Origin of the sequence: Paraburkholderia sediminicola, assembly GCF_046026855.1 — a bacterium.
Classification (GTDB): Bacteria; Pseudomonadota; Gammaproteobacteria; order Burkholderiales; family Burkholderiaceae; genus Paraburkholderia; species Paraburkholderia sediminicola_A.
This window is the reverse complement of record NZ_JAQQET010000013.1, coordinates 32,877-51,366: the sequence shown is the minus strand read 5'-3', so window position 1 is coordinate 51,366 and position 18,490 is coordinate 32,877. Positions and strand designations below refer to the sequence as shown.

The following is an 18,490-nucleotide window of genomic DNA, read 5'->3' as shown; positions in this document are numbered from 1 at the left end:
CAGGAGCGAGTCCGGGCAACGCCGGAATCGGGCAGATAGCCCGATTATCGCAACTTCAATGCGATAATCGCATCATTCTTATGGTTTAACGGTCGAAATTGATGAAAGCCCCGCTGATCCATGAACGCGATCTGATCGTCGGCCTTCAGAAGGGCTTGGCGTTGATTCAACTTTTTACCGACGAAACACCCCGGCTCAGCGTGCCCGACGCGGCCCGGCTAGGGGGGGTGACAAAGAGCGCCGCGCGGCGTTTCTTGTTGACGCTGGTGCACGACGGGTATGCGCAAACCGATGGCCGGCATTACTGGTTGACGGCCAGGACGCTGCGCCTCGGACAGGCGTATGTCGATTCCGCGCGGCTGCCGCGAATGCTCCGACCGATTGTGGAGAAGGTGGCGGCCGAAACACGCGAACACGTGTCAGTCGCAGTGCGCGATGGCGACGAGGTTGTGCATATCGTCCGTAGCCTCGTCGCAAACGTATCGTCGCTGTCGATCCGTCAGGGATTTCGGCTGCCCATGTACTGCACCGGCAGCGGCCGTCTATGGCTGGCGTCGATGCCGGACGACGAGATCGACGCGTATCTGAGTCGAGTCGATCTGCAGCCGCTAACGCCGTTTACTCTCAAGTCGATCGACGACATCAAGACCGTCATCGCCAAAGTCCGCGCACAGGGCTACGTGGAATTGGATCAGGAATACGAAGTGGGCATGAGAATTCTCGGGGTGCCGCTGACTAACCGGGACGGTGAGATGCGGGCGAGCCTGACGATCACGATGCAGGTGTCATCGATGACGCCGACGGATATCCGTGAGCGGTATCTGCGGTATCTGTATGAAGGACAAGCTTTGCTTCGGCCGATCATAGATATCTAACCCTATCCATTTGCCGTCTCACGACCGTGATCGCACGATAGTCCGGCGCGTGTCGACGGTAGACGGTGGCCGACATGCGTATAGCTAACGTCCCTCAATTTTCACCACTGCCTTAAAACCCATATAACGCGGCGGGGTTGTCGATCAGGATCTTTCGTCTCACGGAATCACTGCCGGAGCAATCTGCGAGCCAATCGAGCAGACGGGTGTTTGACGGCGCCGGGTTGGCATTGGGATGTGGCCAGTTGCTGGCCCAGAGGCAACGCTCCGGATAGTGGCGGGTCAGGGCACGCGCCAGGATCGACACGTCTTCGTAATACGGCGGACCGGAGCGCGATGTTTCGTACGGCGCAGAAAGTTTGATCCAGCACTGATTGCGCTCCAGAACGCGGCGCAACGCCATGAAGGCCTCGCTGTCGGTTCGTACCGGTTCGAGAAACTTGCCGGTATGGTCGATTACCAGTCTGCCAGGCAATCGCCGAAGGGCAGCCTCGTGCTGAGGGATATCACGTCCGTCGAGTTGCAGATTGATGGTCCAGTTCAATGGGGCGATACGCGCGGCCATTTCCTCAATGCTATCCCACTGCATGAGGCCACCACCACCAGGTATCATCATGTACCGGATACCTCGCACACCGGCCTCATGTAACCGCTCAAGCTCCGCGTCGGTTACGGTGGGCGGTACAGCGACGATACCGCGCGCTGTGTTTCCAAACTCCGCGAGCGCCGATAGCGTGCATCGATTGTCGAAACCGTAACCCGTAGGTTGCACGACGATTACCCGTTTCAGACCGAGCGATGCCTGTACCAGGCGGTACGACGCGACCGGTGCGGGAGGGGGACGAAAAGTGGCGCTGGGGGCGAGTGGGTAACTGTCCTCGTAGATGTGGATATGGCAATCGCACGCGCCGTCAAAAGGGTGAGCATCCATAGCTGTTCAATGTAGGAAGATGATTGGTCAGATGGCCGTCGTTGTCGTGCGATGCGCTATCTGCTGCCTGAATGTGTTCATCCGGGTCGCATGCGTAGCGTTGACGGCCCCGATTGGAATCTGCCCCAGGAGAATGGCTTTAACCTGCTCGACGGTTTCGAGCGCCTGGTGCTCGATGCCCGCTGAAGTCAGCCCGCCCACGTGCGGTGTCGCGATCACCCGCGGATGTCGGGCCACAATCGGTGACGGCATCTGGTCGGGCGCCAGGCCCACATCGAGCGCGCACCCGGCCAGACGACCGGAGTCCAGTGCGTCGAGCAACGCCACTTCATCCGCCAGTTCGCCGCGCGCCGCATTGATGAACCATGCGCCTTGTTTCATCGAAGCAAATGCTTTCCGGTCAAGCAGGTTCTCTGTCTCCGTATTGAGCGCAGCGAGGCAAATCACGAAATCGGCATTGCCCAAAAGCTCGGTCAACGGAACCTGTTGCCGTGACGGATGTTCGATGTAGGCATGTGGGTCCGCGATAAGCACCCGCATGCCGAGCGCCACAAGCAGATCGCACAGGTAACGGGATATTTGCCCATAGCCGATGATCCCCGCCGTCGCGCCCCGTAACTCCCGGCCCATCACAGACGCAGGCGGTTCGCCACGGCGATAAGACTCGGCGTACGTGCTGATGTTGCGGGCCATATCGATCATGCACCCTAGTACCCATTCGGAGACCGCCGGGATAAAACCCGCACTGGCGTGTGTGACGAGTACGCCATGCCGGCTCGCGCTATCGACATCGATTGTGCGGATATCGACCGCGCAGCGCACGAATGCGGACAACTTTGGCAACGCGCTAAACAGCGACTCTGGCGCCGGGGTTTGCCGATACGCGACGATGATGTCTGAATCGCAAGCGGCGGCAGAAAGCTCTTTGATCGTGAGTTCGCGGCACTCGCAATTAAACGTGACGCTGGCGACGGATTGCAATGCAACGATCGCCTTGTCGCCGTAGTACTGTTGCAGCAAATGGCGGGGATGAGAAACGAAAACGTTCTTCATTGGTTAACCTTGGTGCTTCTTTTACGTAAAGAGGCGCAAGCGGCCCTCCGGAAATTTGCAGGCCGGATGGGACTGTTTCATTTTTCAAATGCTGCCACGACGCGTGGCCGGCGAAAGCAGCACTTATTGCCGGGTCTTCCGTCGCGTTATCGGCGCCTTCGTTTCGCTCACCGGAGGTGGCCCCACTGATTCGCGCTCGATCAAACGGCTAAACGGAAAAACCTGCTCGTCTGCCGCTGGTTCCAGATGGGATTGGCGGCTCATGGCGCGTTGGACCATGGCGCGAGCCATCTCGGTCACGGGGAGTTGCAAGGTAGTCAACGCAGGATTGGCAATCTCGGCAAGAAACAGGCCGTCCATGCCAACGACCGACATGTCGTGCGGCACCAGCAGCCCCGCGTCACGCAAACCGGCCATAAATCCCAGTGCCATCATGTCATTGACGGCCACCACGCCAGTGGGCCGATGAGGATCCCTGGCGGCCAATTTAGCAAGCTCGCGACCCACTTCACCGATCGCCGCGTCTCCGTACTCGTTCATCGGGCCGCCCTCCAGAATGCGGGCATGCTGTTGCAGTCCGGCTTCCGCCGCTGCCGCAAGAAAGCCGCGGATCTTGTCGTTACGGCCCACGGTCAGTCCCGCAACGGTTGCGAACGCAAGTCGTGTGTGTCCGTAGGCGATCAGATGCCGAGTCGCGAGACGGCCTGCCTCAAAGTTATCGGGGGTAACGTGATCGATGCCCGACACTTCCCCTGGCGTCGCCCGACGATCGAAGCTCACCACCACCATGCCGCGCTCGACCGCTTGCGTCAGATGATGCTCGTCAGCCAGCGATGAGATCACAACGACACGTCGCACGCCGTGCGCCAGCAAGTCCTCGAGGAACGCGGCTTCTTTGTCCCTCTCGCGGTAGGTATTGCCGACGATGACCCGATAACCGTATTGCTCCTGCGCGAAAGTTTCGACGGCTCGCGCGATCATGCCGTACATCGGATTGGCAATGGAAGGCACCAGAAGTCCGAGCAATGGGGTCTGGCCGGTTTTGAGCCGCCGCGCCAGCGAATTAGGGCGAAACTGGAGCTCGGCGATTACCGCCTCGACGCGCAGCAGGGTTTCGGGCCGCATTCTGTCCGTGCGGCCATTCAGCACGTTGGACACTGTGCTCACTGAGACAGCGGCCTGACGGGCCACGTCCTGTATCGTACTCACAGGATCCTCTTTAAAGTAGTTACAAGCCGTAATGGTTTGGTAACCATAGGGAGAAAGATGGAACCAGCACAAGCACGATGAGTGCGATGCACAGGACCAGCAGATATTTCAGCATGGCAGGCGCGACTTCCCGGAGTTGCGTACCCGTGATGGCGCATGTGGCAAATAAACCCAGGCCGACCGGAGGCGCAAACAGACCTAACCCCATTGCAACTACCATGACTGTGCCAAAGTGTAGCGGGTTGATGCCGAGTTGCTGCGCGACAGGAACCAGCAACGGACCAAAAATGATCAAGGCAGGCGCACCTTCGAGTACCGCTCCAAATACGGTCATGATCAGTACGGAGACCAGCAGGAACAGCGTGGCGCCATAGTGATTCGCAATTGCCAGCATCGTACCCGATAGCAAGTCCGGGATCTGTTCAAGACTCAAGGCGTAGGACACGCTGGAAGCGCACGCCACGATGAACAGGATGCCGCCCGACATGGACGCCGCCTGCACGAACAGCCGCGCGACGGATCGCACCGTCAACTCCCGGAATGCAAGCCAGCCGACCACGAGCGCATAGACGACAGCGAATGCCGATACTTCAGTTGACGTTGCGACCCCGGAAGTCACGCCTTTGCCGATCATGCCGACCATGATCAACGCTACGAGCGCGCCCCCCAGCAGCGGCAGCCAACGTCTGCGCTGCGCGAAGGCGCGAGCAGAATCGATCTTGCGGCCGTAGATCACGGCCACGATACCCAGCGATAGCGCCAGTACGATGGCCGGGACGATCCCTGCGAGAAAGAGTCCGGCGATCGAGATATTCGCCACGAACCCCATGATGATCATGTTGACGCAAGGTGGAATCGTCTCCGCCATCACCGCGCTGCAGGCGAGTAACGCCGCCGTCTCGTTCGGGTCTTCACCGGTTTTTCGCACGGCTGGCATCAGGACACCACCCACCGCCGCAATGTCAGCGAGTTTCGAGCCTGACACCCCGGAAAAGAATGCGGTTGCCAAAATCGTGATGAGTCCGAGGCCACCACGCACACGCCCAAACAGGCGCAGTAGCAGTTCGATCAGACGTGAAGACATGCCGTTTGATTCCATCAACAGGCCTGCCACTACAAAGAACGGGATCGACAGCAAGACAAAGTGCCCCGTTCCCGCCAGGACCTGCTGAGAGTAGACGAGCATTGGCAAGCTTGGCTCTGCGAGAAAGAAGAGCAGTGACGACAGGGCTAACACAAAGCAGATCGGCATGCCGAGCGCTAGCCCGCCCACGAAGCCAACGCAGAGCAGAAGGCCAGGGGTGAGGCTGTACTCCGGCAGGAATGTGTTCCAGGCGAAACCCCCGGCAACCATGGCGGCGCTTGTCAGGAAACTTCCCACCACCAGGCAAGTCGCCCCGTTCAACGCGTTTGCGATAGCAAACAGCGTCATGAACAGGCTGCCGATCACAATCGGGTACACATTGATCCACCCGGGTAGACCGCTTGGTGTTGTTTGACTGTAGGAATCGGCAAGCAACAGGAAGGACGAGATGCACAGGCTGGCGGAGACACTGGCGACGATCCAGTGTCCCATGTGAATCAGCAGTGGCTGCCATCGCCTGGGTAGGAGGCCCCGTAACACGTCGACGCCCAGGTGCTGGCTGCGTCCAAGCAGCGATGCAGCGCCAAAGAAGACCAGCAAGACCATGAGGGCACTTGCAGCTTCCTCCGCCCAGTCAACCGGGTCGTGGAGAAAGTACCGGTAGATAACCGATACGAAGACCACACACACATCCACGGCTAGCACGATCCCGGAGAGCCATTCGGTGGAGCTGAGCAAGCGGTTGAGCCAGCGACCGAAGACTGTGTTCCGACCGTACTCCGGCACGGCGGCTGGTGCTTCCGATGTAGAGGCTGTCAGAGCAGTCACGGCTCACCCTTTCGCGGCAGTAATGGAGGAGAGAAGCGGCGCCGTCACCGGATATTGCTTCGCGAAGGTCTGATACAAATTATCCTGGAGCTGGCGCCGGATGGCATCACGCTCGGCCTGCGCCATCGGGAAAAATGCCATCCCGCGTTGCGCGAGTGCCTGTTCCGCTTCCGAGGCTTTGCCGAGCGCAATCGTGTTCTGTTTGATACTCGTCTCCTTGACTGCCTGAAGAAATGCGGGGCGCAGGTTGAGCGGAATCTTGTCCAGAGTGCGCTTTCCCATCACGACGACGAGCGGGCTGAATACATGCCGGGTTTGCCAGCACGAATGGGTAACGTCGTTGAACTTGCTGGACAGCACTGTCGGGGCATCGTGTTCGAGACCGTCAACGACGCCGGTCTGCAAAGCCATGTAGAGCTCCCCGAACGGGATGGGTGTGGGGACCGCGCCCATCGCTTTGAACGTGTCGACGAACACCGGCGTCGGCAATACTCTGAGCTTGGTCCCCTTAAACTCAGCAAGTGATTGAAGGGGCTTTCTCGTGAAGACGTTGCGTGCGCCAAACTGAGACGCCCACGTCAGGATCTGGCAGCCAGAACGCTCCTGTAACAGTTGAGTCAGTTTTGCGCCCACGGGGCCGTCCAGCGTGCGAGCGGCATGCGCGTAGCTGTCGAACAGAAAGCCCAGATCGAGCATGCCTATCTCCGGGAAAATCGTTGCCCATATGGACGACCCGGAGACCATCATGTCGACCGATCCAATTTTCACCTGCTGGACCACGTCCCGTTCCTGACCGAGTTGGCTGTTCGGAAAGTAGGCGATCTGGATATTGTCGCCAACGCGAGCCTTCAGGTTTGCCGCGAACTGTTCGTACCACACGTGGAGCGAGGCGTTTTTGTTCACCGGCATTGACGACGAAAGCCGCAGCGTGACCGGCTGCTGGGCGTGCGCTGCGGCAGGAAACGTAGCGAGAGCGACGACGGACGCAGCAGAGGCGGATTGGAGAAACCTTCGCCTGGAAATAGAAACCATGTATGTCTCCTGGTGCGCCATGAGTAGCGCACGTTTATTTTGTGTATCGATATAGTATATCGATACACAAGCGGTAAAATCAGTATTTACCCTAGGATGAGCTCACTGCAAACACGGTCTGGCAGGGGGACTGTGTGGTGCAAATAGGCGGCTGGGACGAAATTTTTATTTTATAGAGGATATCTAACCAAGTGGATGGTGCGGAATTCCAGGCTGCGGTTGCACACTACGCCGCCACTAAAGTTGGTGGTCTGCTCGATGTTGAACATCGCGGAGCGTAGGGCAGGGCAGTGCGGGACGGCTCCCTGATCGCGCGCGACATTCATCCGCCGTAAAGATGCCGTCGCGGCATTGTCACGTTGGTGGGCCGAGCGCGTAAGATGTGTTGATGAAAAAGACGAAATCGCTCTACCACGGGCATCGCTTTCCGGCAGTCGTCATCAGTTGCGCCGCGCGCTGGTACTTCAGGTTTCAGTTGAGCCTGCGCGATATCGAAGAGCTGCTGTTTGAACGTGGCGTTGTCGTAAGCTACGAGACGGTGCGCCGCTGGTGCGAGAAGTTTGGCGCGGGCTTCGCCCATCGCGTCCAGGCGAATCGCCGGAGGTCAGGCACCACATGGCATCTTGACGAGATGTTTGTGACGCTTCGCTGCGAGCCTTACCTGCTATGGCGTGCGGTTGATGAGCATGGTGTCGAACTCGACCTCCTGTTGCAGAAGCACCGCGACAAGACGGCAGCCAAGCGCTTCTTCTAGTGAGTACTGGCCTCATGCGGCGCTGTACCGCGCAAGATCGTCACCGATCAATTACGTAGCTATCCGCCGCAAAAGCCGAAATCCCCGATCTGATGAACGTCAAACACATGTTCGTCAAGGCCGCTGCGCGCGTCAATAATCGGGCAGAAAACAGTCACCAGCCCACGCGCGAACGTGAGCGCCGCATGCGTGGATTCCGCGAACCGAAACACACCTAGGCATTTCTCCGCTGCTTCGGACCGATCCGGCAACATTTCGCGCTCAAGCGGCATCTGCTGTGCGCTTCACTCTATCGCAAACTACTCGCGGCACGATTCGTGTCGTGGTGCGACATCACCACAGTCGCCCAAAATCCGTCCGACGTCTTCTGAGGATGCTCTTTCCTGCCGTCTGTCCTCCTCAGCTCGACAAGTTGACAAAGCCGTTCGGCCTGATTGAGCGTGACCTCGAAGAAGAACTTCAGTCCGGTGATCGCGGCATTGAGCGACACGGGCGAGATGCCGTGGTCGACCAGATGCAACTGGTAGCGCCGCAGGTCCTCGACGTTGGCGCTGTCGAGCGGGCGCCCGAGGAATGCAGTGAACTGACGGACCACGCGGATATAACCGGATCGGGTTCCGGGTGCGAGCTTGCGCATGCGCATGTTGTCGATCATGCGCTGGCGCAGTGCACTGATACCTTGGCTGGCATCGACTGCGGACAACCACCATTCGCCGACTTCGCGGCGATATCCGGTGCGCGGGGTGGTCTGACGCGCAGTATCTCAATGCCGGATTCCGCCGCGGAAGTTTGCCTGTTTGTCATACGGCCCATGAGCGGTACGGGGGCCTGCGGTCAAGCTATCGGCGCAGCAGACCGGATCTGCGTCGCGTCGATGACAGTGGGCGCACCGCCCCCTACGAGTTGTTAGAACAGGTGCTTGATACCGACCCGGGACAGGAATTGCTCGTTGGATGACGATGTCCCCGCCAGCGCGATCGACGCCACAGTGCCGGTACCAAAGGCGCGCTGCGCTTGAAGGTCAAGGTAAATGTCTGTGCTCCTGGACAACAGATAGTCAATGCCGCCTGACCACGTCACCCAACGCGACGCGTCGAGCTTGTCATAGCTAAGCTTTGTAGCAAGCACGAGGTCCGGCAATGGACGGTATTCACCGCCGACGTGGAGTACCTGGTCCTGTGCAGTGTTGTTCCCAAGTTTAAGACGGGTATTGGTATAGAGCGCTGACGCGCGCCACGAGCCAAAAGCGTACGCCGCACCGGCGCCGAGGATACGCTGGTTATCAACGAGTAAAGTGGTGGAGGCAGCGATCGGTCGCCCGAACATGGCTGGCGCCCCCGTTAAGCCGGCATAGACGGGCGCGCTGTTGATGTCGGTGTAGTAGGCGCCAGCGGAAAAGCCCTCTCTGGCATATTGCACTGTGGCACTGAACGCCCGACCGGCGTTGGTCGTGGTGTTACCGGTATTAGATGCGAAACTGTACTGCATGCCCGCCGACAGCCCGCCGAAGCTGCGTGTCATGAATTGCACGGTGTTATTCAGGCGCTCACCCGAAACGCGGTCGAGGTCGGCGTTCTCGACGCTGTAAATGCCACAGGACAAACACGGAAGGAAGCGGAGCATGGTGATGCCGAAGTCGTACTGGCGCCCGAGCGTCAAATCCCCTATGGTCGCGTCGCTGAGTCCGATATAAGCCTGCTTGCCGAACAGCAGTCCACCTTGCCCCGCCATGCCGGTGTCCACCGAGTAGCCGTTTTCGAGCTTGAAGATGGCGCGCATTCCGCCGCCAAGGTCCTCAGTGCCAGAAAAGCCTAAGGAGTTGTTCTTGTTGATGCCGTCGGCCATGGCGACGGACGAATTTCCGCGAACGTTCGTCACGTATGTGACGCCGGCGTCGAGGCTGCCGAACATAGTCACACTCGACTGCGCGTACGCAGCGGTAGTCAGGCTGGCCAGCACGAGGCCGGCGATGGTCAAAGGTTTCATGTCTCTCTCCGTCTGTTTTTGGTCGATGTTTTTGTACGCACGCGTCCCTGCCGGGCGCATGTGCGGCATGCAAGGAGCGTAGATTGGGAATTCGGCGGCGCACGCGGCGCCAACGGCCGGACCTATCTCAATACGTCTACGTCGCGTGTTTCTGGAACCATCGCCATCGCGGCGAGGCTGAGCGCGCTGGCAGCAGCCAGGTACCAGGCCGGAGCCATCGGGCTTCCAGTCCAGGCGATGAGTGCGGTGACGGCAAACTGCGTGGTGCCACCGAACAGCGTGGTGCCAATCGCATAGACGAGGGATACGCCAGTGCTGCGGAAGGCGGTAGGCAGGAGTTCCGGTATAACCACCATCGCAGCCGTGGCGCTCATCGCAGTCAGTCCGGCCAGTGTGACGATCACCGTCAAGAAACGGCCTATGCCTGGCGCCGCGTCCAGCCAAAGGAACATCGGCACGATCAACAGCATCAGCAGCACGCACGGCACAACCAGCACGAGCTTGCGACCGCGCATGTCGGACAGCAAGCCGCCAAGCAACGCAAAAGCGAATGTCAGCACGCCGCCGACCAGAGGAGCTGTCTGGGCGATCGTCGGAGGCAGTTTCAGCGTATGGATCGCATAGGTCGTCATGTAGTTACCAATCTGGGACGAAACCGCGCCCGACAGCGTGATCAACACCCCCAGCACCAGGTAGCGCCGGTGTTTTCGAACTACGCCACCAACGATTTCGGAAGTGGTCCGCGCGTCGTTACCCTCCAGGGTCTCAGGCAGGCTGCGGCGGATATAGAGGGCAACCGGCACGAGCGCAAGGCTTACCAGGAATGGAATGCGCCAGCCCCACGCAGCCAGTTGGTCGGCGCTCAGTGACATCGATACCGCGACACCAAGCATTCCGCCCACGGCTACGGCGATGCCCTGGCTCGCCAGTTGCCAGCTCGCGTATAGCGCGCGCCGGTTGGGCGGCGCGGCTTCGATCAGGAGCGCCGTTGCAGGGCCGACTTCACCACCTAGCGCCAGCCCCTGTATTAGCCGACAGGCCACTACGATGGCCGGAGCAGCGATGCCGATGCTGGCATAGGCCGGTGTCACCGCCATACCTAGCGTACCGACCGTGATCAGTCCAACCGTCAGGATCATGGCGGGCTTGCGACCTGCACGATCCGCGAAAGCGCCAATCAGTACCGCGCCAAGAGGACGGGTGAAGAACCCCACGCCGAACGTCGCAGCCGACAGCAGCAGGCTGCCGAACTGGCCGCTAACGGGGAAGAAAGCGCGCCCGATATAGACCGCAAAGTAGGCATAGATGACGAAGTCGTAGAATTCGAGCGCGTTTCCAGCGACGGCGGCAGCCACGGCTTTGCGGCTGATGGCCGTGCGGGCGGCACGGACCGGGTTGGTCTCTCCTGTGTCACAGGCGCCCGGCCCCGCATTGGATGCGTCGATGATGGTAGTGCGCATAATGTCTCCGTGTGTCTCCGTGTTTATCGTTCTGCTGTTCTGTCGTAGCCGCTCAGACGGTCTGGGCCCGGGTGGTGTCGTCCTGCAAGCCGTCCACGGTCTGCAGAAAAACGTCGCGGCCTTGTTCCCAAATGGCGGACTGCCAGTTGTCGTCCTGCGGGTAGAACGCGTCCTTGAACGTCTGGCGAATCGCGGCTGCCTGGCGCGTGTCCGCGCTGCCGTGGCGATGCAGCCAGTGCTCGGCGCGCATGGCGGGCAGCACTACTGAAAGCGGGTGTGTGCCGAACTCCAGGCAGATATTTGTTTGCTCGGACTGCCCACATTCCTCGAACTGACCGAACTGAATCGGCCCAGTCATCGGGATGCTGGTCGACGTACCGAGATTGACCGACGTGACACAGTCACCCCACCACCGCCTGGCGCGTGCGAGCGTCTGCGCCTCGTCGGGACAGGCGAAGATCCGTTCGCCGTAGGCATACGGGCCAAGGCCGGTATGCACATCGATCGAGCCGATCCGCCTACACTGCTGAGCATATTTGCGCAGGATCTGGCGAAACGTGAGGTTGCTCCAGGCTGGCTCACGACCACCGTAGTGAATGCCATCCTCAAATGCGTACTGCCCAAGACCGACCGCTCGTTGATAGCCACGCATCCCCCACTGCCGGCGCAGGATGTCGAGTGTCGATTCGTTTTCGTCGGTCGGCGGCCACTCGGGAGGAAGCAGCAGGTCGTGGATGTCGGCGTACCGGTCATTAACCGGTAACGGTACGGAGAAGTCGACGAAGTTGCGGTTCAGGTCGATATTCTCCTGCGTCGCACGGCGCGAGTGCGAGAAGCCATACGGATTGATTGCGTGGATATGCAATACGGCGGTATCGGGCGCGGTGACCGGACCCAGACCCAGCACGCCGGTCTGGATCGCGGACCCGCAATATCCTTCGACCCCGTGCACACCACTGATCAGGATAACCAGGCGAGTGGCGTCACGCGGACCATCGAACACGACGTCCGTCGCGAGCGTTTCTCCAGAGGCACCGCTGAGGGGCAAAATGGTTGAATCGATCGCCAGCCCGCGCAGGGTGGCGGCGCGACAGAACTTTTCACGGGCTTCCGCATAGTCGCGGCTGAACAGAGTGCGGCTTTCGTTGATGAACATGGTGTGATGGGATTCTTTTAGCTGGCCGGCCGGATGGCCGCGCATCATGGGCGGATGGCTTGTTCGCGTTCGCGCTTGCGCATACGGCATGCATTGCCGAAGGCGGTAAAAATCGCGCGAGATAGCCGGCAGTCGTCAATCCTCATTTCCGGATGCCACTGGATCGCGAGGGTGAATTGAGGCGCGTCGGCAATCGAAAATGCCTCGACAAGGCCGTCGGGCGCCGTGGCTTCCGGACGCAAACCATCGCCAAGCCGGTCGATGCCTTGGTGATGCAATGAGTTCACCTGAATGACAGCCTCGCTAGCGAGACCCTCCAGCACGCCACCAGGGATAACCTGGATTGGGTGACTGTTGTCGTACCAGCGCTCGATCGGTCTGTCGTGATCGCCTTCGCGATGATCGAGACGCCCCGGTTGTTCGTGGACGGCGGCTTCGAGCGTGCCCTTGTGGATCACGTTGAGTTCCTGTAAGCCGCGGCAGATACCGAGTATGGGCAGACCGCCCCGGATTAGCGTGGGTAGCATTCCGAGCACAGCGGCGTCACGATACGTGTCCTGTCGCGTGGAAGCAGGCAGCGGAGAAGCACCGTAGCGCTCGGCGGCGACATTGGAGGGGCTGCCGGTCAGCACAATGCCGTCCAAAGTACCGAGCAACGTAGCGCCATCGAGTGCCTCGGCGGCGGCTGGAAGCATCACCGGCATGGCCCGTGCGATCTCGCTGACAGCGCGCACGTAGCCGTGGAGTACGGAATGGCCGCGATGCCCATGAAATTCGATGGAGTCGGCAATGATGCCGACAACTGGACGGCGCGGTGATCTGGTCTGAAAAACAGGCATGAAGTATCGGTTTCGTCTGAGTTTTGCGCGGGTCTGGTTGCGCCCGGCCGTATCGCGAGGTGCCGACAGAGTCTAGGCAGACCGATAAGTTGTGTAAATTGCATTTATTGATTAGATATAATGCGCATCCTGCAAGTGGACGCCTCCACATGAATATCCGTCAGATTCGGCACTTCCTCGCCATGCTCGACAACGGCTCGCTTAGTGCTGCGGCTGAAGTGGTACACCTGAGCCAGCCGGCGCTGTCGCGCAGCATTCGCTCATTGGAAGATGAGCTCGGGGTGCCGCTCTTCGATAGAAACGATCGCCGGCTGCGCCCAACGCTTTATGCGCGCGCCTACGAGCTGCGGGCACGCCGGATGGTGCTGGACGAGAAAGAAGGTGCGCGCTTGCTGGCGCTGATGCAATCGGGCGAGGCCGGATCGCTGGCGCTCGGGATGGGATCGTCGCTAGCGCCGGTGCTGCTCAGCCCGCTCGCGCTGGACCTGATGCAGAATGCGCCGCGCGTGCAGTTGCGCAGCGTGATCGAAACCTCTGAGCGCCTGGTGGCAGCCCTGCTTGCTGAGCGCCTGGATTTTTTTGTCGGCGATATCCGTGTGGCCCAGGACCATGCCGATCTGAGTGCGGAGGTGGTCTATCCATGCACCTTCGGGTGGTATGTCCGGCGTGGCCATCCGCTCGCTGGTCAGCGGCAAGTGACAATTGACGATATTCGTCCCTATCCACTGCTGGCGGCGGGATATTACGAGCCCTCACTTGCGCGCCGTTTCGGTGAACTCTACGGATTGGCGGTACCGGTGATTGACCATTTCGCCTTTACGACGGATGACGTCGGTACCGTTCACTCGATTCTGGAAGGCAGTGATGCGGTAGTCCCCGCTACCGACCTTTCAATGATCGCGAAAGCAGAAAGCGGTGAGGTGGTGGCGCTCGATGTGAACCCACCATTGGTGATGGACATGACGCTGGGTATCGTGCATCACGCCGACCGCACGCTCGCGCCTGTAGCACAGCGGGCGTTCGAGATCGTTCGCGACTGCTTCGCCGCTGTGGAGGCAAGGATCGCGGCGCGCGCTTTGCAAGCCCGTCGGATCTGAGTTGTGTGCACGGAGCAAACGAGGGATTCACTGGCCGTTGCTCTTGCGGGTATCAGCAGCATTGGACCTTGAGAGGTTTTGTCGCGGTAAGGATCGAGGAGCGCACGAGAACTATATAGAGAGTACTGCTTATGTTGCCAACGAGTAGAGTTAGTCAGCAATGGACTGATGGGTTCCACGAGCACGCTTCATCTGCCCTTTAGCGATCATGTGCATGCATTCAATGCCGCCCAGAAGGATGCGCGCGCAGCGGAAATTCTTGAACCCCAGCATGGGGCGCGTGCGTCGCTTGATCGCCCGATGGTCCTGCTCGACGAGGTTGTTGAGATATTTCGATTGGCGGATCTTGATGGGCGTTTCGCGCTCTGCGTTTATCACGTGCAGTGCGGCCAGATTGGCGCCGCTCTTGTCGATGGTTACCGTCTCGGGGACGCCGTTCTTATCGATCGATTTCTCAAAGAAGCGCCGTGCTGCAACCTTGTCTCGCTTGGCGCGCAGCAGAAAATCAATGGTGTTGCCGTCCTTATCGACGGCGCGATAGAGATACCTCCATTCACCCTTGACCCAGATGTATGTCTCGTCCATTTTCCAGCTCTTTCCAACGGGTCGCTTGTGGTGGCGGAACGACTTCTCCAGTACCGGCAACGGCTTGATTGCCCAGCGGTGCACGGTCGAATGGTCGACCGCAATGCCACGCTCAGCCATCATTTCCTCCAACTGACGCAGGCTCAGCGGATACGCCACGTACCAGCGTATGCACATCAGAATGACATCGAGCGGGTAATGCAAGCGTTTAAGCGCGCGCTACAGCTGGATTCATGGTCTGCTTCATCGATCACATCGTTCGTTTTGTCGCCGGAAGCATAGCAGGCCATCATATTGCGACAGAGCCCTACAGCTTGTGTTACAGCAAAGCTGTAATGTCGTACCTGGGCAAAGCTGAAACGTCGCATGCCATGCTGGCTGACCTTTGATGGGAGGCTCGCATGACGACATCCGGAACGATCACCATGACGATGCGCGTGGTAGACCGGCTCAGGACGATCCAGTCGGTGGTCGACGGTATGCTGATGACGTGGCAGGCCGCAGAACGGCTCCATCTGAGCCGGCGTCAGGTTGAGCGGCTGACGGTGCGCTATCGCAGCCAGGGTGCCTCGGGACTGCTGTCACGGCATCGGGGGCACCCGAGCAACTACCAGCTGGCGGATGGCACGGCGCAACGCGCGTTGAATCTGATCCGGGACAGTTATGCGGATTTTGGGCCAACGCTGGCGTGCGAGAAGCTGCGCGAATGTCATGGCCTGGTGCTGTCGAAGGAAACGGTGCGTCACCTGATGACGGGGGCCGGGCTGTGGATTCCACGCCGGCAGCGGCCACCGAAGATCTACCAGCCACGGGCGCGGCGATCGTGCCTGGGCGAGCTGATCCAGATCGATGGCAGCGATCATCGCTGGTTTGAGGCGCGGGCGCCGGCGTGCACGCTGCTGGTCTATGTGGACGACGCAACCAGCCGGATCATGGCGCTGCACTTCACGGCGACCGAATCGACCTTCAGCTACTTCGAGGCGACACGGGCGTATCTGGAACTGCACGGCAAGCCGGTCGCGTTCTACAGTGACAAGGCGAGCGTATTCCGCTCGACGCAGACGGCGACCACGGGAGGCAAAGGCGTGACGCACTTTGGCCGGGCGATGTTCGAGCTGAACATTGACGGGTTGTGCGCAAATTCAAGCCAGGCGAAGGGCCGTGTTGAACGCGCGAACCTGACACTGCAGGGCCGCCTCGTGAAGGAACTACGGTTACGCCAGATCGACACGCGGGAAGCGGCCACGCTTTTCCGGTGGCCCTCGAAGACTAGCGGGTAGGCATGATCCGGGTGGTGACCCAATCTGCCGTCTGCACTGCGCGCACCGGTGCGATTGATTCAGTTTTCGTTAACAAACCCTCGAAATAACTTGCTTCTCCACTGTGCCGTGCCTGTCTACAGTAACACCATACGGTAGAAGCACGACCCACAAGGAGACACGGTAATGCAAGAGGGAGCCATCACGTATCGAGCAGAGGATGGGGTTGCAATCATTACCATCGCGCGGCCCGAGAAGCGTAACGCACTGAGCGCCGCCATGTGCGATCAGCTTGCAGACGCGCTGGCGCGTCTGGAATCGGGTGACGAGCGCGTTGGCCTGCTGTGCGCGGAAGGCGAGACGTTTTGTGCGGGCGCTGACCTCACTTCGCCGCCCGAACATTTCTGGCGTTGCGTGCCGGGCGTCGGCGTCACGCTGACCAAGCCGCTGATCGCCGTGGTGCAAGGTCCCGTGGTCGGAATGGCAGTGGCGATCATGGCCTTCTGCGATTTGTGCGTTGCATCGGAAGACACTCGCTTCATCTATCCGGAGGCAAAGATCGGCCTGTCCAAAGGACTGATTTCCGCTCTGGGCGCGCGCGTACCGCACAAGTTCGCGATGGAAATGATGCTACTCGGTGGCCCGATCTCTGCGGCGCGAGCGTTTGACGTCGGCTTCGTCAATCGCGTCACGCCAGCCGGCCAGCAACTGGCGGTAGCGCAGGAGATGGCACGCGCGCTTGCCGCGTCGGCGCCTCTCGTACTTGCGCAGTTAAAGACACTAGTGGATGCGACCTTGCCTGTGAGTCCGGCCGAAACGATGTACAGGACCAGTGCGCTCGTCGAGCGCGTGACGAGAAGTGACGATGCTCGGGAAGGAGTGCGCTCATTCCACGAAAAGCGGCAACCGAACTTCAAGGGGATCTGAGATGAACGCCTTTTGCGATAAGTCGTTGTCAGGCATCGACGACAGCGTGCTCACGACCCTGCGCGCGACTTTTGGCGAACGACTGTCCACTGCGGCAGCAGTGCGCGAACAGCACGGGCGTGGCGAGTCTCCGTTCCGCGCCATGCCGCCAGATGCTGTGGTGTTCGTGGAATCCACCGAAGAAGTGTGCGAGGTTCTGAAAATATGCAATGTGCATCGCGTGCCTGCGATCGCGTTTGGCGCGGGCTCGTCGCTCGAAGGTCATCTGCTTGCAACACAGGGCGGCGTATGTATCGACCTGTCGCGAATGGACAGCATTATCAGCGTGGACCCGGGTGATTTCACCGCGACGGTTCAAGCCGGTGTGACAAAGGAAGCGCTCAATGCAGCGCTGCGCGGCGACGGCCTGTTTTTCCCAGTCGATCCCGGCGCACATGCAACGCTCGGCGGCATGGTCGCGACGCGTGCCTCCGGCACCAACACAGTTCGCTATGGATCGATGCGCGAGAACGTGCTGGCGCTCACGGTGGTGACTGCCGACGGCACGGTCGTCCATACCGGAACGCGAGCGGTGAAGTCGTCGGCTGGCTACGATTTGACGCGGCTGTTCGTTGGTTCGGAGGGTACCCTCGGCGTCGTGACTGAAGTCACGCTGAAGCTGTTTCCGTTTCCTGAAGCAATGTCCGCCGCCGTCGTGACATTCGTGGATGCGGACGCTGCGGTGACAACCGTCATCGAGGCGATACAGGCGGGCTTGCCCATCGCTCGCAGTGAGTACCTGTGTGCGAATTCGATCAAGGCGATCAACGCGAACTCGCGTGAACTCGTGCTACGCGAGCGGCCGACGCTTTTCATGGAGTTTCACGGATCTCCCAGCTCGCTGCAGGAACAGACCGAATTGCTGCGAGAGATTGCTTCGCAGCATCACGGTGAAGACTTTCAATGGGCCGATCGACCGGAAGATCGCAGCCGGTTGTGGCACGCGCGTCATCATGCCTATTTTAGCTGTCAGCTCTCGCGGGTTGGCTCGATGATCATTGCGACGGACACCTGCGTTCCGCGTTCCAGACTGGCCGAATCTATCGAAGGCGCGACGCGCATCATGGCGCAGGCAAGCTTTCCGCACATGACGTTCGGCCATGTCGGCGACGGCAATTTTCACGTGCTTATGGTGATCGATCCCGACAGTGAAGCCGAGCGCGAAGAGGCGGAGAGGCTCAACGAATCGATCGTCGAGCTCGCTCTCTCACTGGGTGGGACCTGCACGGGCGAGCACGGAATTGGGTTTCACAAGAAAGCGTTCTTGCGGCGGGAGGCCGGCGACGCTGCCGTGCAACTCATGCAACGCATCAAGATCGCGCTCGACCCAAACGGCATCCTCAATCCCGACAAGATTTTCTAAGGAACGTGTCGCA

The 18,490-nt window shown here is 59.9% G+C and carries 14 protein-coding genes and 3 pseudogenes; 6 read left to right on the top strand and 11 right to left on the bottom strand.

The features are described from left to right. Positions 1–101 precede the first annotated feature (101 nt). On the top strand, positions 102–875 hold the full coding sequence (locus tag PQR40_RS16125; RefSeq protein WP_408509392.1) for an IclR family transcriptional regulator domain-containing protein: 774 nt from the start codon (positions 102–104) through the stop codon (positions 873–875). A gap of 112 nt (positions 876–987) precedes the next feature. Here the strand turns inward: PQR40_RS16125 and PQR40_RS16120 are convergent, their stop codons facing one another. From PQR40_RS16120 to PQR40_RS16100, 5 genes are all read right to left on the bottom strand, one after another. Next, positions 988–1,806, bottom strand: coding sequence for an amidohydrolase family protein (locus tag PQR40_RS16120; RefSeq protein ID WP_408509391.1), 819 nt, complete (start codon positions 1,804–1,806; stop codon positions 988–990). A gap of 27 nt (positions 1,807–1,833) precedes the next feature. Then, positions 1,834–2,859, bottom strand: a complete 1,026-nt coding sequence (locus PQR40_RS16115) for a hydroxyacid dehydrogenase (RefSeq protein WP_408236355.1) — start codon at positions 2,857–2,859, stop codon at positions 1,834–1,836. A gap of 123 nt (positions 2,860–2,982) precedes the next feature. Next, the gene (locus PQR40_RS16110) at positions 2,983–4,068 is read right to left on the bottom strand and encodes a LacI family DNA-binding transcriptional regulator (RefSeq protein WP_408509390.1); all 1,086 of its coding nucleotides are present in this window, start codon (positions 4,066–4,068) and stop codon (positions 2,983–2,985) included. A 19-nt stretch (positions 4,069–4,087) separates the two neighbouring features. Next, on the bottom strand, positions 4,088–5,980 hold the full coding sequence (locus PQR40_RS16105; RefSeq protein WP_408236360.1) for a TRAP transporter large permease: 1,893 nt from the start codon (positions 5,978–5,980) through the stop codon (positions 4,088–4,090). A gap of 3 nt (positions 5,981–5,983) precedes the next feature. Next, positions 5,984–7,012: a TRAP transporter substrate-binding protein gene (locus PQR40_RS16100; protein WP_408340208.1), complete on the bottom strand. Its 1,029-nt coding sequence runs from the start codon at positions 7,010–7,012 to the stop codon at positions 5,984–5,986. Between the two features lie 388 nt (positions 7,013–7,400). On the opposite strand from PQR40_RS16100, the pseudogene PQR40_RS16095 reads away from it, so the two are divergent. After that, positions 7,401–8,137: pseudogene (locus tag PQR40_RS16095) on the top strand (IS6 family transposase). A 26-nt stretch (positions 8,138–8,163) separates the two neighbouring features. On the opposite strand, the pseudogene PQR40_RS16090 reads toward PQR40_RS16095, so the two are convergent. The 5 genes and pseudogenes from PQR40_RS16090 to PQR40_RS16070 all read right to left on the bottom strand — a co-directional run. After that, a pseudogene (locus PQR40_RS16090) lies at positions 8,164–8,421 on the bottom strand (phage integrase N-terminal SAM-like domain-containing protein); the annotation flags it as partial. Positions 8,422–8,672: 251 nt separating this feature from the next. After that, positions 8,673–9,752 carry a porin gene (locus PQR40_RS16085; protein WP_408509389.1) on the bottom strand — a complete coding sequence of 360 codons (1,080 nt, stop codon included), beginning with the start codon at positions 9,750–9,752 and terminating at the stop codon, positions 8,673–8,675. A 122-nt stretch (positions 9,753–9,874) separates the two neighbouring features. Next, positions 9,875–11,212 carry an MFS transporter gene (locus tag PQR40_RS16080; RefSeq protein WP_408340212.1) on the bottom strand — a complete coding sequence of 446 codons (1,338 nt, stop codon included), beginning with the start codon at positions 11,210–11,212 and terminating at the stop codon, positions 9,875–9,877. Between the two features lie 52 nt (positions 11,213–11,264). Continuing rightward, positions 11,265–12,416 (bottom strand): M14 family metallopeptidase, encoded by a 1,152-nt coding sequence (locus PQR40_RS16075; protein ID WP_408340214.1) that lies wholly within the window; start codon positions 12,414–12,416, stop codon positions 11,265–11,267. Further along, positions 12,413–13,207, bottom strand: a complete 795-nt coding sequence (locus tag PQR40_RS16070; RefSeq protein ID WP_408340215.1) for a gamma-glutamyl-gamma-aminobutyrate hydrolase family protein — start codon at positions 13,205–13,207, stop codon at positions 12,413–12,415. Before PQR40_RS16070 ends, PQR40_RS16075 begins: the two co-directional genes overlap by 4 nt. A gap of 149 nt (positions 13,208–13,356) precedes the next feature. On the opposite strand from PQR40_RS16070, the gene PQR40_RS16065 reads away from it, so the two are divergent. Next, on the top strand, positions 13,357–14,304 hold the full coding sequence (locus tag PQR40_RS16065) for a LysR family transcriptional regulator (RefSeq protein WP_408509388.1): 948 nt from the start codon (positions 13,357–13,359) through the stop codon (positions 14,302–14,304). A gap of 150 nt (positions 14,305–14,454) precedes the next feature. Here the strand turns inward: PQR40_RS16065 and PQR40_RS16060 are convergent, their stop codons facing one another. Further along, the gene (locus PQR40_RS16060; protein WP_408509434.1) at positions 14,455–15,066 is read right to left on the bottom strand and encodes an IS6 family transposase; all 612 of its coding nucleotides are present in this window, start codon (positions 15,064–15,066) and stop codon (positions 14,455–14,457) included. Positions 15,067–15,290: 224 nt separating this feature from the next. On the opposite strand from PQR40_RS16060, the pseudogene PQR40_RS16055 reads away from it, so the two are divergent. The 3 genes and pseudogenes from PQR40_RS16055 to PQR40_RS16045 all read left to right on the top strand — a co-directional run. Next, a pseudogene (locus PQR40_RS16055) lies at positions 15,291–16,142 on the top strand (ISNCY family transposase); the annotation flags it as partial. A gap of 192 nt (positions 16,143–16,334) precedes the next feature. Then, entirely contained in the window at positions 16,335–17,075 is a 741-nt protein-coding gene (locus PQR40_RS16050) for an enoyl-CoA hydratase/isomerase family protein (protein ID WP_408509387.1), read from the top strand. A gap of 1 nt (position 17,076) precedes the next feature. Continuing rightward, positions 17,077–18,477: an FAD-binding oxidoreductase gene (locus PQR40_RS16045; protein WP_408509386.1), complete on the top strand. Its 1,401-nt coding sequence runs from the start codon at positions 17,077–17,079 to the stop codon at positions 18,475–18,477. The last annotated feature ends 13 nt before the right edge of the window (positions 18,478–18,490 follow it).

Bases quoted from the DNA above. Each gene is read 5' to 3' on its own strand.
- PQR40_RS16045 (WP_408509386.1), top strand. From the start codon at position 17,077: ATGAACGCCTTTTGCGATAAGTCGTTGTCAGGCATCGACGACAGCGTG.
- PQR40_RS16080 (WP_408340212.1), bottom strand. From the start codon at position 11,212: ATGCGCACTACCATCATCGACGCATCCAATGCGGGGCCGGGCGCCTGT.
- PQR40_RS16050 (WP_408509387.1), top strand. From the start codon at position 16,335: ATGCAAGAGGGAGCCATCACGTATCGAGCAGAGGATGGGGTTGCAATC.
- PQR40_RS16070 (WP_408340215.1), bottom strand. From the start codon at position 13,207: ATGCCTGTTTTTCAGACCAGATCACCGCGCCGTCCAGTTGTCGGCATC.
- PQR40_RS16060 (WP_408509434.1), bottom strand. From the start codon at position 15,066: ATGTGCATACGCTGGTACGTGGCGTATCCGCTGAGCCTGCGTCAGTTG.
- PQR40_RS16085 (WP_408509389.1), bottom strand. From the start codon at position 9,752: ATGAAACCTTTGACCATCGCCGGCCTCGTGCTGGCCAGCCTGACTACC.
- PQR40_RS16120 (WP_408509391.1), bottom strand. From the start codon at position 1,806: ATGGATGCTCACCCTTTTGACGGCGCGTGCGATTGCCATATCCACATC.
- PQR40_RS16125 (WP_408509392.1), top strand. From the start codon at position 102: ATGAAAGCCCCGCTGATCCATGAACGCGATCTGATCGTCGGCCTTCAG.
- PQR40_RS16075 (WP_408340214.1), bottom strand. From the start codon at position 12,416: ATGATGCGCGGCCATCCGGCCGGCCAGCTAAAAGAATCCCATCACACC.
- PQR40_RS16100 (WP_408340208.1), bottom strand. From the start codon at position 7,012: ATGGTTTCTATTTCCAGGCGAAGGTTTCTCCAATCCGCCTCTGCTGCG.
- PQR40_RS16065 (WP_408509388.1), top strand. From the start codon at position 13,357: ATGAATATCCGTCAGATTCGGCACTTCCTCGCCATGCTCGACAACGGC.
- PQR40_RS16115 (WP_408236355.1), bottom strand. From the start codon at position 2,859: ATGAAGAACGTTTTCGTTTCTCATCCCCGCCATTTGCTGCAACAGTAC.